Annotated in this window: 10 protein-coding genes; 5 read left to right on the top strand and 5 right to left on the bottom strand. The window is 73.3% G+C overall.

The window, feature by feature from the left end; translation table 11 throughout:
• Positions 1-128: 128 nt before the first annotated feature.
• Entirely contained in the window at positions 129-2033 is a 1905-nt protein-coding gene (locus ACFYZS_RS22150) for a galactose oxidase-like domain-containing protein (protein ID WP_389015143.1), read from the bottom strand.
• A gap of 217 nt (positions 2034-2250) precedes the next feature.
• On the opposite strand from ACFYZS_RS22150, the gene ACFYZS_RS22145 reads away from it, so the two are divergent.
• Positions 2251-2931 (top strand): DUF4360 domain-containing protein, encoded by a 681-nt coding sequence (locus tag ACFYZS_RS22145; protein WP_389015141.1) that lies wholly within the window; start codon positions 2251-2253, stop codon positions 2929-2931.
• Between the two features lie 75 nt (positions 2932-3006).
• On the opposite strand, the gene ACFYZS_RS22140 is transcribed toward ACFYZS_RS22145, so the two are convergent.
• Positions 3007-3933, bottom strand: coding sequence for an AraC family transcriptional regulator (locus ACFYZS_RS22140; RefSeq protein ID WP_389015138.1), 927 nt, complete (start codon positions 3931-3933; stop codon positions 3007-3009).
• A 102-nt stretch (positions 3934-4035) separates the two neighbouring features.
• On the opposite strand from ACFYZS_RS22140, the gene ACFYZS_RS22135 reads away from it, so the two are divergent.
• Positions 4036-4992, top strand: a complete 957-nt coding sequence (locus tag ACFYZS_RS22135; RefSeq protein ID WP_389015135.1) for an MBL fold metallo-hydrolase — start codon at positions 4036-4038, stop codon at positions 4990-4992.
• Here ACFYZS_RS22135 and ACFYZS_RS22130 read toward each other — a convergent pair.
• The 3 genes from ACFYZS_RS22130 to ACFYZS_RS22120 form a co-directional block, all read right to left on the bottom strand.
• Positions 4974-6935 carry a helix-turn-helix domain-containing protein gene (locus ACFYZS_RS22130; RefSeq protein WP_389015132.1) on the bottom strand — a complete coding sequence of 654 codons (1962 nt, stop codon included), beginning with the start codon at positions 6933-6935 and terminating at the stop codon, positions 4974-4976. The genes ACFYZS_RS22135 and ACFYZS_RS22130 overlap by 19 nt on opposite strands.
• A 32-nt stretch (positions 6936-6967) precedes the next feature.
• Entirely contained in the window at positions 6968-8344 is a 1377-nt protein-coding gene (locus tag ACFYZS_RS22125) for an MFS transporter (RefSeq protein WP_389015129.1), read from the bottom strand.
• A 277-nt stretch (positions 8345-8621) separates the two neighbouring features.
• Positions 8622-9641 (bottom strand): LacI family DNA-binding transcriptional regulator, encoded by a 1020-nt coding sequence (locus tag ACFYZS_RS22120; protein WP_389015126.1) that lies wholly within the window; start codon positions 9639-9641, stop codon positions 8622-8624.
• 152 nt (positions 9642-9793) lie between these two features.
• On the opposite strand from ACFYZS_RS22120, the gene rhaI reads away from it, so the two are divergent.
• The 3 genes from rhaI (at position 9794) to ACFYZS_RS22105 (ending at position 14595) form a co-directional block, all read left to right on the top strand.
• Complete coding sequence (rhaI, locus tag ACFYZS_RS22115) at positions 9794-10960, top strand: L-rhamnose isomerase (protein WP_389015123.1); 1167 nt, start codon at positions 9794-9796, stop codon at positions 10958-10960.
• A 115-nt stretch (positions 10961-11075) separates the two neighbouring features.
• A complete protein-coding gene (locus ACFYZS_RS22110) occupies positions 11076-13115 on the top strand; it encodes a bifunctional aldolase/short-chain dehydrogenase (protein ID WP_389015120.1) in 2040 nt (679 codons plus the stop codon).
• 7 nt (positions 13116-13122) lie between these two features.
• On the top strand, positions 13123-14595 hold the full coding sequence (locus ACFYZS_RS22105) for a rhamnulokinase family protein (RefSeq protein WP_389015117.1): 1473 nt from the start codon (positions 13123-13125) through the stop codon (positions 14593-14595).
• The last annotated feature ends 137 nt before the right edge of the window (positions 14596-14732 follow it).

Here is a 14732-nt window from a genome sequence, read left to right as displayed (position 1 = left end):
GCGCGCTCGCGGCGTTGTCGTCGGTCGACGACGCGAGCGTCGCCTCTCTCCTCCGCCTTGCGATCGCACGCGCCAGACCCCGCCGGCCCCGCCCTTGCGGGCGGACGAAGCTACTTTGACGACACCCCCTAGCGGCGGCCGCCCAGCTTGACCCACTTCGCCGTGCTCGGCACGCCCTTGGCGTCGAGTAGGAACAGCATGTAGTACCCGGGCGGGGCGTCCGCCGCGCCCGGAGGTGTCCGGAGCCCGATCGCAGAGCCCTGCACGCCCGTGATCGGGAGCTCCAGATGGCGCTGGCTGGTGTTCACGGCGTGCGTGACGGTCGTCGGCGCGAGGAGCACGGCGCGCCTGACCGCGGCGGCCGTGGAGCTGCGCACCTCGAACCCGGATCCGTAGCCCAGCTCGCCGCCGGGCACCCGGTCCAGGGCGGGCCGGCTGCCGCTCCGGTGCAGGTACGCGGGCTCGTACAGCTCGATGCTGCCGTCCATCTCGTCCTTGATGTCGGGGTCGTTGGCGATCTGCTGGAGCTCGTCGCCGGTCACCATCATCCGGCCGTCCGGCAGCACCAGGGCGTTGGAGTGGTAGCCGCGGGGCAGCCGTTGCGCCGGCCCGAGCTTCCAGTGCCCCTCGGCGTCGCGCAGTTCGATCTGCCGGTAGGAGAGGTCGGCCTTCGGGTTGAACGGCCCGTGCCCGTAATCCCGGGTGTCCAGGGCGCCGTTCACGGTGAGCAGCGTGCCGTCCGGCAGGATCAGCGTGTCGTCCTGCGTGCGGCCGAAGGCCCGCGGCTCCTCGGTGGTCCACCGGCCGCCGGACAGCCGGTAGGTGTTCGGGTCGTGCGGATCGCCGCCCAGCACCAGCACGGAGTCCGGGCCGCGGAAGCCGGCCGGCAGCGGTACGGCCGATCCGTAGCCCCGGAAGTCGGCGGGCCGCCGCGGCAGATCGGTGCGGGTCTCCTTGACCGGGTCGAACAGCCACTGCTGATCGGCGTCGCGGCCGAGCCCGTAGACCATGCCGTCGCGCAGCGAGAAGAGGTGCGGGTAGTCGTTGCGGAACGGGGCGTCCGCGCGGAGCCGCTCCGCCGCGAGCCCGACGGGGATGTCGTACGTCCGCCAGGGCACGGGATGGCGCAGCGCGGGGAAGCGCTCCACGACCGGGGTGGGGGTGCCCGTACCCCGCTCGGACTGGCCGGACATGATGATCTGGCGCCCGTCCGCCCCCGTCACGACCGAGGGGTACCAGCGGCCGACGGCCATGTCCTTGTTGCGGAACCAGGTTTCGGTCCACGGGTCGAACACGAAGGACAGCTTGGCGCCGCTGCCGCCCTTGCCGCCGGTGTTGCCGCCGAAGACCCCGACCATGCCGTTGGGCAGGAAGGCGTGGCCCGCGCAGAAGAACGGCGCGGGGCGGGGCGTGTACGTACCGTCCGGCATCAGGACGGTCGGGGGCTCGACCTTCTTGAACGCCCGCGCCCCGGTGCCCTTGGCCGGGTCCCAGAGGAAGGCGCGGCCGGCGTTCGTCGGGCCGATCCGGTCGGTGGGCCCGGTCTCCTTGGTGGGGTTGGTCTCGACGCGCTCGAAGGAGAAGAGCAGCACCTTTCCGGTGGGCAGCAGCGCGGTGTGGACGCCGAAGTCCGGGGAGGGGAAGAAGTCCGTGAAGCGGCCGAACCGCTCGGCGGGGAAAGGGGTGTTGGTCTGCTGCTGCGAGGCCTTGAGGGCGGCCAGGCTCTCGGTGCGCTTCGACTGGGGGTACTCCTTGGGGCCCTTGACCGCGCTCCGCCGCTGCGCGTGGGCCCGGGCGTGCTCCTCGCCGATGACGGCGGCCTCGTCGGGATCGGCCGCGGCCGTGAAGGCGCGGCCGTCGGCGTGGTGGCGTCCCGGCGGGGATTCGTGCCCGGGGGCCGCTGCCGCGAAGGCGGTCGGCGCGGTGGCGGTGAGGGATGCGAGGGCGGCGGCCACGGCCACGCATGCGGACAGCACGGCGGAGCGCCGTACGAGCGGACCGGGTGGACCGGGCAGGCCGGACAGGCCGGGCATGGGCTCTCCTCCGTCGACGGGAGGCCCATCATATGAAAAATGCCATTTTTAGTGCGGAATGGCGCGAGTGGGGCGGGTGAAGGCGGGAAGTGTGGGCCGTTCGGCCGCGGGATCCGGTGTGCTGAATCGTTTCTCCGGTGAATCGGCCCGTCCGACCGGGTGAGGGTGCGTACCCGGTCGCGCTCGGCGTCCACCCGTGGCGGCTATCCATGGCGACGTGATCAAGCCACCTCGCACCACCCGCAAGGCTCGCGCCGCACTGACCGCCGCCGCCGTGACCGGATGCCTCGTCACGCTCTCCCCGTCGGCCGGGGCCACCGCCTCCGCCGTCGCCGCGCCCCCGGGCCGGGTGGCCGTCGACGTCGCCTCGGTCAACGGCTCGGGCTGCCGCCCGGGCAGTGCCGCCGTCGCCGTGGCCCCCGACAACTCGGCCTTCACCGTCACCTACAGTGAGTACGTCGCCTCGGCCGGCGGGGGTGTCGCCGCCACCGAAGGCCGCAAGAACTGCCTCCTGTCCCTCCTCGTGCACGTCCCCCAGGGCTACACGTACGCCGTGTCCCACGTCGACTACCGGGGCTACGGCAAGCTGGAGCCGGGGGCGACCGGTACCCAGAAGGCCAGCTACTACTTCCAGGGCATGAGCCAGACCGCCAACCGGACCCATCAGTTCCACGGCGAGCTGAACGACAACTGGCAGGTGACCGACACCACCGGCATCGAGGCCCTCGTCTTCGCCCCCTGCGGGGAGCAGCGCAACTTCAACATCAACACCGAGCTGCGCGCGGACGTCGGAACCTCCGACAAGAACAAGACGAGCTACATGACCGTCGACTCCACGGACGGCAGCATCAGCAGCGTGTACCACTTCTCCTGGAAGCAGTGCCCGGTCCGCCGCTGAGCCGGCCGCCGGTCCCGGGGCGCCCCGAGCGGCGGCGGCGATCCGCCCCCGCCGCTCGCGGGCGCCCCCCGCTGTTCACGCGGCCTTCGCCGCCCCGGCCCGGTAGCGCCCCGGCGTCGTCCCGAACTCCCTGCTGAAGGCGTGCGAGAAGGCGTACGGCGTGCCGTACCCGACCCGGCGGGCGATCGAGCCCAGCGGGTCCGGGGTGTCCCGGAGCAGGGTGGCGGCGTACGTCAGCCGCCACCACGTCAGGTACGCCATCGGTGGGCGGCCGACCAGCGCGGTGAACCGGCGCGCCAGCGTGGGCCGGGAGACGCCCGCCTCCGCCGCGAGGCGCTCGTTGGTCCACGGCGCGGCCGGATCCGAGTGCAGCGCCCGCAGGGCGGCCGCGGCGACCGGATCACCCAGCACGGCCGACCAGGCTCCGTCCGAACCCTCGGCCATCCAGGAGCGGATCATGTAGACGAGCAGGAGGTCGAGCAGGCTGGGCACCGCCATGCAGGCCCCCGGCCGCTGATCGGCCAGCTCGCCGCCCAACAGGGTGATCGCCGCCCGCAGTTCGGGGTGCGAGCCGACCCGGTTCGGCAGGTGGACCACCTTCGGCAGCTCCAGCATGAGCGGATGGACCCGGCTGCGGTCGAGCCGGTACTTGCCGCACAGCATCTCCACCCCGCCGAGGGCGTCATCCCCGGGCGTGCCCGGCAATGCGCCTCCGGGCAGGGACTCGAACGGCACGGCCCGCGCCACGGCGGCCGCGTCGGCGGGGGAGTCGGCGATCACGTGTCCCGTGCCGTGCGGCAGCAGCACCGCGTCGCCGGCGGCGAGGGATGTCGGCGGGCCGCCCCCGTCGGGCAGGAGCCAGCAGCTGCCCTCCAGCACCACGTGGAAGCCGGCGCCGTCGTACGGGGCGAAGCGCGCGCACCAACTCCCGCGCACCCTGACCCGGTTGGAGGACGGCTGTCCGATCCTCACGGCCGCGATGGCGTCGCTCACCACATCCATGGGGACAGGGTAGCGCGCGGGTACCAAGGATGAGACGTTCGCGTATTTCGATGAGCCGGACGGGCATTGAGAGGCTCAACCGCCCTTCGTAGACTCGATGTCATGAGCAACGAGAACGAGCAGGGCACACAGGGCACACAGGGCGCGCGAAGCAGGCAGAGCATCGTGCTGGGGGACGTCGAGGTCACCCGGGTCGTCGAATGGCAGGGCCCGCTCGGACCCGCGCGCGGCCTCGTACCGCAGGTCGGCGCCGAGGTGTGGAAGGAGAACGAGGAGTGGCTCTCACCGGACCACTGGGAGGCCGACACCGACCGGGCGGTCCTCGCCCTCCAGACCTGGGTCCTGCGCAGTGGCGGCAAGACCGTCCTGGTCGACACGGGCGTGGGCAACGGGCGGGAGCGGCCGGGGTCGGCGCTCTTCCACCGGCGGGAGGGCGATTTCCTCGGGGAGCTGGAGCGGGCGGCCGGAATCCGGCCGCAGGACGTGGACATCGTCGTCAACACCCATGTGCACGGCGACCACGTCGGCTGGAACACCGTGGCGCAGGACGGCGGTTGGGTGCCCGCCTTCCCCAACGCCCAGTACCTCGTCCCGGCCGCGGACGACCACTACTTCGGGCCGGCCAACGGATACGGCGGTGGCGCCCGGGAGGACGACCGGCTGATCTACGAGGACAGCATCGCCCCCGTCCACCGCACCGGGCAGGTGGTGCTCTGGGAGGGCGCCCACCGCATCGACGAGCACCTCACCCTGGAGTCCGCACCCGGACACACCCCGGGGTCCTCCGTGCTGCGGCTGGCCTCCGGCTCCGACCGGGCCGTCTTCGTCGGCGATCTGCTGCACAGCCCCGTGCAGATCCTGCAGCCCTCCTGCAACAGCTGCTTCTGCCTGGATCCCGCACAGGCCGCCGCCAGCCGCCGCCGCATCCTCGAACGCGCCGCCGACCGGAACGAGTTGCTCGTACCGGCCCACTTCGGTGGAGCCGGGGCACTCGAAGTGCACCGCCGGGGGCAGGACTTCACCGTCGGGGCGTGGGCCTCTCACCGCGAGGTCGGGTAGGCGGACCCGGGTACGGGCGGCGCGGGCGCCGGCCGGGGCCGGGCCGCCGCGACCCGGAGGATCCGCAGGGCGAGCTGGACCTCGAGCGCCCCGGCCGGGGTGTTCCAGTCCTCGCCCAGGATCTGCCGCACCCGGTCGAGGCGCTGCACCACGGTGTTGACGTGCACGTGGAGCGCGTCCTTGGTGCGGGCCAGGCTGGAGCCGTGCGCGAAGTACGCCTCCAGGGTGCGGACCAGTTCGGTCCCGCGCTGAGCGTCGTACGCGATGACCGGCCCCAGCACCCGGTCCACGTACGCGCCCACGTCCGCCCCGTCGCCGAGCAGCACCCCGAGGAACCCGAGGTCGGGCAGGCCGGCCCCGCCGCCCGTGTGGCCGAGGGCGTGCAGGGCCTCCAGGCAGCGCAGCGCCTCGGCGTAGACGCCCGGCAGGCCCTCCGGACCGGCGGCGGGTCCGGCGGAGCCCGCGGTGACCGGGGCGCCCAGGGCTTGGCCGAGCTCCGCGGCGAGGGACCGGGCGAGCGGGCCCGGGTCGTCGGTCGGGGCGAGGAGGACGACGCGGCCCTCGTGCAGCCCGGCCAGGCCGCGCTGGGCGCGCGCGTGCCGGGCGGCCTCCGCCGCCAGCCGGGACCGCAGCGCGGCGTCGCAGTGGAGCACCACGAGGGCGTGCGGGCGGGCCAGGTCCACCCCGAGCTTGCGGGCCCGGATCGTCCGGCTGCCGGTGTCGCGGACGCGGCCGGGGGCCGCCGGAGCCAGCAGGTCGCCGAGCAGCTCGCCGCGGACCCGGTCCTCGGCGTGGGCGATGGACCGGCGCAGCAGGAGCAGCAGCGCGGTCACCAGTCCGGCCCGCTCGAACAGCCGCCGCTCCGTGTCGGGCAGGTCGCCGCGCCCGCCGAGGGTGATGCTGCCCAGCAGCTCCGGCCCGGCCAGCACCGCGCAGACCCAGATGCCGTCCACGGCCACGGCCCGGCCGCCGGAGCGCGACGCCGCCAGCGCGTGGGCCGGCGGGCCCGCCGGCGGCCCGGCCGGATCCGTACCGACCCGCGCGAGTTCGGCCCCGTCGGCGTCGCGCACGACCAGGCTGCCGCCCAGCAGCGCGGCGACCTCCCGGGCGACGTCGGCCACGTCGCCGCCGCGCAGCACGAGCCGGGTGAGCCGGTCGTGGGTTTCGGCGGCGAGCCGCATGGCCTCGCTCTGGGCGCGGGCCGTCTCGGTGGCGACCCCGAGCTCCACGAGGGCGGTGCGGGTCTCTTCGAGCAGCCTGGCGCCGTCGATGGCGACGGCGGCATGGTCGGCGAGGGAGGACAGCAGGGCGACGGCGTCGGGCGCGAAGTCGCGGACCGCCCGGTCGGCCGCGTACAGCACCCCGATCACGCGGGTCCCGACGCGCAGCGGGACGCCGAGGATGCCGCGCAGGCCCTCCTCGCGGACCCCGTTGTCGATGGTGTCCGTATGCCGGAAGCGGTCGTCGGTGCGGTAGTCGGCGCTGGCGTACGGGCGGGCGGTCTGGGCGACGAGGCCGCCGAGCCCCTCGCCCATGCCGAGCCGCAGCTGCTGGAAGGCGGCCGACACCGAGCCGTCGGTGACGCGCATGAACGTATCGCCGACGACCGGGTCGTTGAGGGTCAGGTACGCGACATCGGTGCCCAGCAGCATCCGGGCCCGGTGGACGATGGCCCGCAGCACGGCGTCGAGGTCGCGCAGGGCGGCGAGGTCGCCCGCCGTGTCGAACAGCGCCGTGAGCTCGGCCTCGCGCCGGCGGTGCTGGTCGAGGGTGCGCCGGATGTCCAGCGCCACCCGGGTGGCCTCCTCCACGAGGGCCTGCTCGGCGGGGCCCGCCGCGGCGGCACGGGCGTCGGCGGCGGGCCGGGCGAACTGCTCGACCGGCGCGCCGCGGCGCAGCAGTTCGAGCAGTTCGAGCAGGGGGGATTCCCTCGGGGAGGTCATGGCGGCATTCTCCCGTGGCGGGACGGCCCGTATCAGGCGGGGTGGTCGACGGCGGCCGGACGGGCGGCTGCGCCCGCGCCCGAGGCGGCGGCCGGCCCGGTGGCGGCCTCGGCCAGATCCCGGCCGCGGGTCTCCCGGGCCAGGGCGACGGTGAGCGTGGTCACCACGGCCGCCGCACAGAGGTAGAGGGAGACGGGTACGGAGGAGCCGTAGTCCTTGAGGAGCTCGACGGCGATGAGCGGAGCCAGCGCCCCGGCGACGATCGAGGCGAGCTGCGAGCCCATCGAGGCGCCGGAGTAGCGGACGTCGGTGTCGAACATCTCGGAGATGAAGGCGGCTTGGGGCCCGTACATCGCGCCGTGCAGGAGCAGCCCGGCGGTGACGGCGACGGTGATGACGGCGAAGGACTCCGTGTCGACCAGCGCGAAGAAGGCGAACGCCCACAGGGCCATGCCGACCGACCCGATCAGCGTCACCGGCCGCCGCCCGATCCGGTCCGACAGCGCGCCCCAGGCCGGGATGGTGACGAAGTGGACGGCCGAGCCGATCAGGACGGCGTTCAGCGCGGTGCTCTTGGCCAGCCCCAAGTGCGCGGTGACGTACACGAGCAGAAAGGAGGTCAGTACGTAGTACGAGATGTTCTCGCCGAACCGGGTGCCGATGGCGGTCAGCACCTGGCGCAGGCTGCGGCGGAACACCTGGACGACGGGGGCCTCGTCCTTGCGGCCTTCCCGCGCGGCCTGCGCGGCGAGGAACACGGGCGACTCGGACACGGACAGGCGGATCCACAGTCCGACGATCACCAGGACCCCGGAGAGCAGGAAGGGAACGCGCCAGCCCCAGGCCAGGAACGCCGCGTCGGACTGCACACCGGCGAGCAGCGCGAGCACCCCGGTGGCCAGCAGGTTCCCGCCCGGCGCCCCGGACTGCGGCCACGAGGCCCAGAACCCCCGGTGCTCGGCCCCGCCGTGCTCGGAGACGATGAGCACCGCCCCGCCCCACTCCCCGCCGAGGGCGAAGCCCTGGACCAGCCGCAGGAGGGTGAGCAGCACGGGAGCCCCGACGCCGATGGAGGCGTACGTGGGCAGCAGCCCCATCGCGAAGGTCGCCCCGCCCATCATCAGCAGGCTGAGCACCAGCAGCCTCTTGCGCCCGACCTTGTCCCCGAAGTGCCCGAACACCACACCGCCGAGCGGCCGCGCCAGGAACCCGATGGCGTAGGTGACGAACGCGATCAGCGTCCCGGTCAGCGGATCGCCGGTCGGGAAGAACAGCTTGTTGAACACCAGCGCGGCGGCGGTGCCGTAGAGGAAGAAGTCGTACCACTCGATGGTGGTCCCGATGAGACTGGCGGCGACGATCCGTCTGATGCCGGAGGAGCTCTTCGGGGCGGTTCCGATGGAGACCATGTGCACCACTTCCAGGGTGTCTGCGGGGACGTCGGGTGTGGGCACAACGTAGAAGTCCGCAGGTCACCGGTATATGTGGCCGGTCATCACAATCAACGCCACTTGAGTGTGCCGCACCACCACACGGCCCGGACCGATCCCTTCGGTTCCTCGCCGAACTCGGCCTGCGCGAACGCGCCCAAGCCGTCGCCCCGCCTACGAGACCGGCCTGGTTCTCCCGGCCCCGCCGTCGAGGTGCCGCACGGACGGCAGGCGTGCGGGCACGGCAACGCCACGCTCAGCCGGGCAGCGGCACGACCAGCGTCGAACGCCGCACCACCAGCTCCGGCTCGAACACGACGTGTCGGTGCCGGTGGGCCGCGCCGCCCGGGCCGGTCTCCTCGGCGAGCATCTCGGCCGCCGTCCGCCCCATCGCCTCCGCGGGCCGGCGCACCGAGGTCAGCGGCACCGCGGCCGCCGCGGCGAACTCGATGTCGTCGTAGCCGACGATCGCGAGGTCCTCGGGTACCCGCAGGCCCGCGGCGAACGCGGCCTGCAGCATCCCGAGGGCCAGCAGATCGTTGGCGCAGAACACCGCGGTCGGTCGCGGCAGCATCCCCAGCAGGCGGGCGCCGGCGTCGCGGCCCGCCGCCACGTCCAGCCCGTCCACCTCCAGGTCCAGCAGGACGGCGTCGCGGCCGGCCAGCGCCTGCAGCGCGCCGCTGCGACGGTCGGCGACCTGCTGCAGCCGGTGGCGGCCGCCCGCGAACGCGATCCGTCGGTGGCCGCTCGCCAGCAGGTGCCCCGCCGCCAGGGCGCCGCCCCCGACGTCGTCCACCGACACCGAGCAGGCCTCCAGCCCCGGGGCGAGCCGGTCCACCAGCACGAAGGGCACGCCGCCGCGACGGAGCGTCGCCGCTCCCGACCCCTCCGCGTCGGCCGGGGTCAGCAGCACCCCGCGCACCCGCTGCTCCGCGAAGAGGGCGAGGTAGTCCGCCTCGTCGGCGAGCCGCTGAGCGCTGTTGCAGACCATCACGCCGAGGCCCGCCGCGCGCGCCGCCTGTTCGGCCCCGCGCGCCACGGAGACGAAGAACGGGTTGCCCAGGTCGAGGACCAGGAGGCCGATGATCCGGCTGCTGCCGGAGCGCAGCTGGCGCGCCGACTCGCTGCGTACGTAGCCGAGCCGGTCGATCGCGGCCCGGACCCTGGCCCTGGTCTCCTCGCCGACCGTCTCCGGCCGGTTGATCACGTTGGAGACCGTGCCGACCGACACACCGGCCGCCCGTGCCACGTCCTTGATGCTCGCCGCGCCGCCCATGTCCCACCATTGAAATGTTTCACCGGCTCCGACGGCCGACCCGGAGGTCAGGTTACGACATCACACCAACCGCCCCCCGACGGTCCCTTGACGCTTCTCGCGGTCCTCCCTACCGTCGGGATGAAACGATTCAGATCGTGGGAGGTGCTCCGGTGGCCGACCGATCCGCCGTGAAGGACGCCCTTCGGGCCCAGCGCATCGAGACGCCCTCGTGGGGCTACGGGAACTCGGGCACCCGCTTCAAAGTCTTCGCCCAACCCGGCGTGCCGCGCGACCCGTTCGAGAAGCTCGCCGACGCGGCCCAGGTGCACGCCGCCACCGGCGTCGCCCCGAAGGTCTCGCTGCACATTCCCTGGGACCGGGTCGAGGACTACGGCGCGCTGTCCGCCCACGCCCGCGAGCTGGGGCTGGAGATCGGCGCGATCAACGCGAACGTCTTCCAGGACGATGACTACAAGCTCGGCTCCGTCACCCATCCGGACCCGCGGGTGCGCCGCAAGGCCCTCGACCACCTGCTGGAATGCGTCGACATCATGGACGCCACCGGCTCGCGCGATCTCAAGCTGTGGTTCTCCGACGGCACCAACTATCCCGGCCAGGACGATGTTTCGGCCCGCCAACAACGCCTCTCCGACGCCCTGTCAGAGGTGTACGGGCGACTCGGCGACGACCAGCGGATCCTGCTGGAGTACAAGCTGTTCGAGCCCGCGTTCTACACCATGGACGTCCCGGACTGGGGCACCGCATACGCGCACTGCCTGCGGCTCGGGCCCAGAGCCGCGGTCGTCGTCGACACCGGCCACCACGCCCCCGGCACCAACATCGAGTTCATCGTCGCGTTCTTGCTGCGCGAGGGGAAGCTCGGCGGCTTCGACTTCAACTCCCGTTTCTACGCGGACGACGACCTGATGGTCGGCGCCGCCGATCCGTTCCAGCTGTTCCGGATCCTGCACGAGGTCACCGGGAACGGCGGCTTCGCCCCCGAGGCCGGCGTCGCGTTCATGCTCGACCAGTGTCACAACATCGAGGCGAAGATCCCCGCGATCATCCGCTCGGTGATGAACGTCCAGGAGGCCACGGCCAAGGCCCTGTTGGTCGACCGCTCGGCCCTGACGGCCGCTCAGAGCGTGGGCGATGTACTCGGCGCGAACGAGGTGCTGATGGACGCCTACGCCACCGACGTCCGGCCGCTGCTGGCCGAGGTCCGCGCGGAGTCCGGGCTGGACCCGAACCCGGTCGCGGCCTACCGGGCCGGCGGCTGGGCCGAGAAGATCGTCGCCGAGCGGGTCGGGGGCGCCCAGGCCGGATGGGGGGCTTGACCCGTCCGCCACGCGAGCCGGTCCGCACCCCCTCGTACCCACGGGCCGGCCCGCACCCTCCTCGTGCACCGCCACGAGGGCGCCACCGCCACCAGACAAGGAAGCTGCTCCAGCCATGGCCCAGCACCCCGTCGTCGCCGCCCTCCTCGCCCGCTCCCACCGGCTCGGATCGGATCCGCGCAACACCAACCACGCCGGCGGCAACACCTCTGCCAAGGGCGCAGCCACCGACCCCGTCACCGGGCAGCCCGTCGACCTGATGTGGGTGAAGGGCTCCGGCGGCGACCTCGGAACCCTCGCCGAGGCGGGCTTGGCCGTGCTGCGACTGGACCGCCTGCGCGCCCTCGCCGACACCTACCCGGGCGTGGAACGGGAGGACGAGATGGTCGCCGCGTTCGAGTACTGCCTGCACGGCAAGGGCGGCGCGACTCCGTCCATCGACACCGCCATGCACGCTCTGGTCGACGCCGCGCACGTCGACCACCTGCACCCCGACTCAGGCATCGCGCTCGCCACCGCCGCCGACGGCGAAAGGCTCACCGCCGCCTGCTTCGGCGACGCCGTGCCGTGGCTGCCCTGGCGCCGTCCCGGCTTCCAACTCGGCCTGGAAATCGCCGAGATCAAGCGGACCCACCCGCAGGCCGTCGGCTGCGTCCTCGGCGGTCACGGCATCACCGCCTGGGGCGCCACCAGCGAGGAGTGCGAGGCCAACGCCCTGCACATCATCCGCACCGCCGAGGCCTTCCTGGCCCGCCACGGCAAGGCCGAGCCGTTCGGCCCGCAGCTTGACGGCCACCAAGCCCTGCCGGAGGCCGAACGCCGCCGGCGCGCCGCCTCGCTCGCCCCCGTCATCCGCGGTCTGGCCTCCACCGACCTCCCGCAGGTCGGCCACTTCACCGACGCCGCGCCCGTGTTGGACTTCCTCGCCCGCGCCGAGCATCCCCGCCTGGCCGCCCTCGGCACCTCCTGCCCCGACCACTTCCTGCGCACCAAGGTCGCCCCGCTGGTCCTCGACCTGCCCGCCACCACGCCCCTGGACGAGACGATCGCCCGCCTGCGGGAGCTGCACACCGACTATCGGGCCGGCTACCGGGCCTACTACGAGCGGTACGCCACCGCGGAATCGCCCCCCATGCGCGGCGCCGACCCGGCGATCGTCCTGGTCCCGGGCGTCGGCATGTTCTCCTTCGGCAGGGACAAGCAGACCGCCCGCGTGGCCGGCGAGTTCTACCTCAACGCGATCAACGTGATGCGCGGCGCGGAGGCGGTCTCCGGCTACGCCCCGATCGAGGAGCGCGAGAAGTTCGCCATCGAGTACTGGGCACTGGAAGAGGCGAAGCTGCGGCGGATGTCCGCGCCCAAACCGCTGGCCACCCGCGTCGCCCTGGTCACCGGCGCCGGCTCCGGCATCGGCAAGGCCATCGCGCACCGCCTGGCCGCCGAGGGCGCCTGCGTCGTCGTCGCCGACGTCAACACCGCCACCGCCCGGGCCGTCGCCGACGAACTCGGCGGCCCGGACCGGGCCGTGGCCGTCACCGTCGACGTCACCTCCGAGGAGCAGATCGCCGAGGCGTTCCGCACCGCGGTCCTCGCCTTCGGCGGTGTCGACCTGGTGGTCAACAACGCGGGCATCTCGATCTCCAAGCCGCTGCTGGAGACCACCGCCGATGACTGGGACCGGCAGCACGCCATCATGGCCCGCGGCTCCTTCCTCGTCTCCCGGGAGGCCGCCCGCACCATGATCCGGCAGGGCCTGGGCGGCGACCTCGTCTACATCGCCTCGAAGAACGCGGTCTTCGCCGGCCCCAACAACATCGCGTACTCCGCCGCCAAGGCCGACCAGGCCCATCAAGTTCGACTCCTCGCCGCCGAGTTGGGCGACCACGGAATCCGCGTCAACGGCGTCAACCCGGACGGCGTGGTCCGCGGCTCGGGCATCTTCGCCGGTGGCTGGGGCGCCCAGCGCGCCGCCACCTACGGCATCGAGGAGGAGCAGCTCGGCGCGTTCTACGCCCAGCGCACCCTCCTCAAGCGCGAGGTGCTGCCCGAGCACGTCGCCGCCGCCGTCTTCGCCCTCACCGGCGGCGACCTCACCCACACCACCGGCCTCCACATCCCCGTCGACGCCGGCGTCGCCGCGGCCTTCCTGCGCTGAGGCGGCCGTGACGCCCCGCACCCCACGCACCCCGGCCGCCTTCGCCGCGGCGGACCTCGGCGCCACCAGCGGACGGGTGCTCGTCGGCCGGGTCGGACGTGACCGCCTCGACCTCACCGAGACCCACCGCTTCGACAACACTCCCGTCCAACTCCCGGACGGGCTCCACTGGAACGCCCTCGGCCTGTACCAAGGCGTCCTGGACGGCTTCCGCGAGGCCGCCGCGCGCTGGGACCTCGCCTCCGTCGGCATCGACAGCTGGGCCGTCGACTACGGGCTCCTCGACGCCGACGGCGCCCTCCTCGGCAACCCGTTCCACTACCGCGACCCGCGCGGCGCCGCCGCCGTCCAGGCCGTCTGGTCCCGCCTCCCGGCCCGTGAGCTGTACCGGATCACCGGCCTTCAGCACCTGCCGTTCAACACGATCTTCCAGCTCGCCGCCGAGAAGCACCTCGACCGCGCCCGCACCCTGCTCCTGCTGCCCGACCTGATCACCCACTGGCTCACCGGCACCGTCGGCGCAGAGGTCACCAACGCCTCCACCACGGGCCTGTACGACACCCGCACCGGCGCCTGGTCCGCCCCGGTCCTCGCCGCGCTCAACCTGGACCCGGCCCTCCTGCCCGCACTGCGCCGCCCCGGCGACCACGCCGGCACCGTCCTTTCGCACGTCGCCGCCGCCACCGGCCTGCGCACCGACACCCCCGTAGTGGCGGTCGCCTCCCACGACACCGCCTCCGCGGTCGCCGCCGTCCCCGCCGGCACCGAGGACTTCGCCTACATCTCCTGCGGCACATGGTCGCTCGTCGGCCTCGAACTCGACGCGCCCGTCCTCACCGACGCCTCCCGCGCCGCCAACTTCACCAACGAACTCGGTATCGACGGCACCGTCCGCTACCTGCGCAACGTCATGGGCCTGTGGCTGCTCAACGAGAGCCGGCGCACCTGGCGCGCCCGTGGCGAGGTGCACCACCTGCCCGAGTTGCTCGAACGCGCCGCCGCCGCCCGCCCGTTCGCGGCGCTCGTCGACCCCGGCGCCCCCGAGTTCCTCGCCCCCGGCGACCTGCCGGCCCGCCTCGCCGAGCACTGCGCACGCACCGGCCAGCACCTGCCCGAGGACCAGGGTGCCGTCGTACGCTGCATCCTGGAGAGCCTGGCCCTGGCGTACCGTCACACCCTGTCCCAGGCCGCTCATTTGACCGGCCGCGCGATCCGCGCCGTGCACCTCGTCGGCGGCGGCAGTCGCAACGCCCTGCTGTGCCGGCTCACCGCCGACGCCACCGGCCTGCCCGTCATCGCCGGCCCCGCCGAGGCCACCGCCATCGGCAACATCCTCGTCCAGGCCCGCACGCACGGCCTGGTCGAGGACCGCGGCGCCATGCATCGCCTGGTCGCCCGCACCCAGCGACTGCGGCGCTACGAGCCCGCGGGAGACATCCGTGCGTGGGACGCCGCCGCCGCCCGTGTGGGGCTCGCCTGACCTGAGCTGCACGGGATGGACGCGGCGCCACCCCCCCGCCGACCGGACCAGACTGTGACGCTCAGTCAAATATTGCTCAAGCGTGCATGGTTGCGGATCGCAATTCTGGAAATACTCCATTTACCGAAGGGCAACGT

Source organism: Streptomyces sp. NPDC001903, assembly GCF_042891345.1.
Lineage (GTDB): Bacteria > Actinomycetota > Actinomycetes > Streptomycetales > Streptomycetaceae > Streptomyces.
This window is presented reverse-complemented; position numbering and strand designations above follow the sequence as displayed.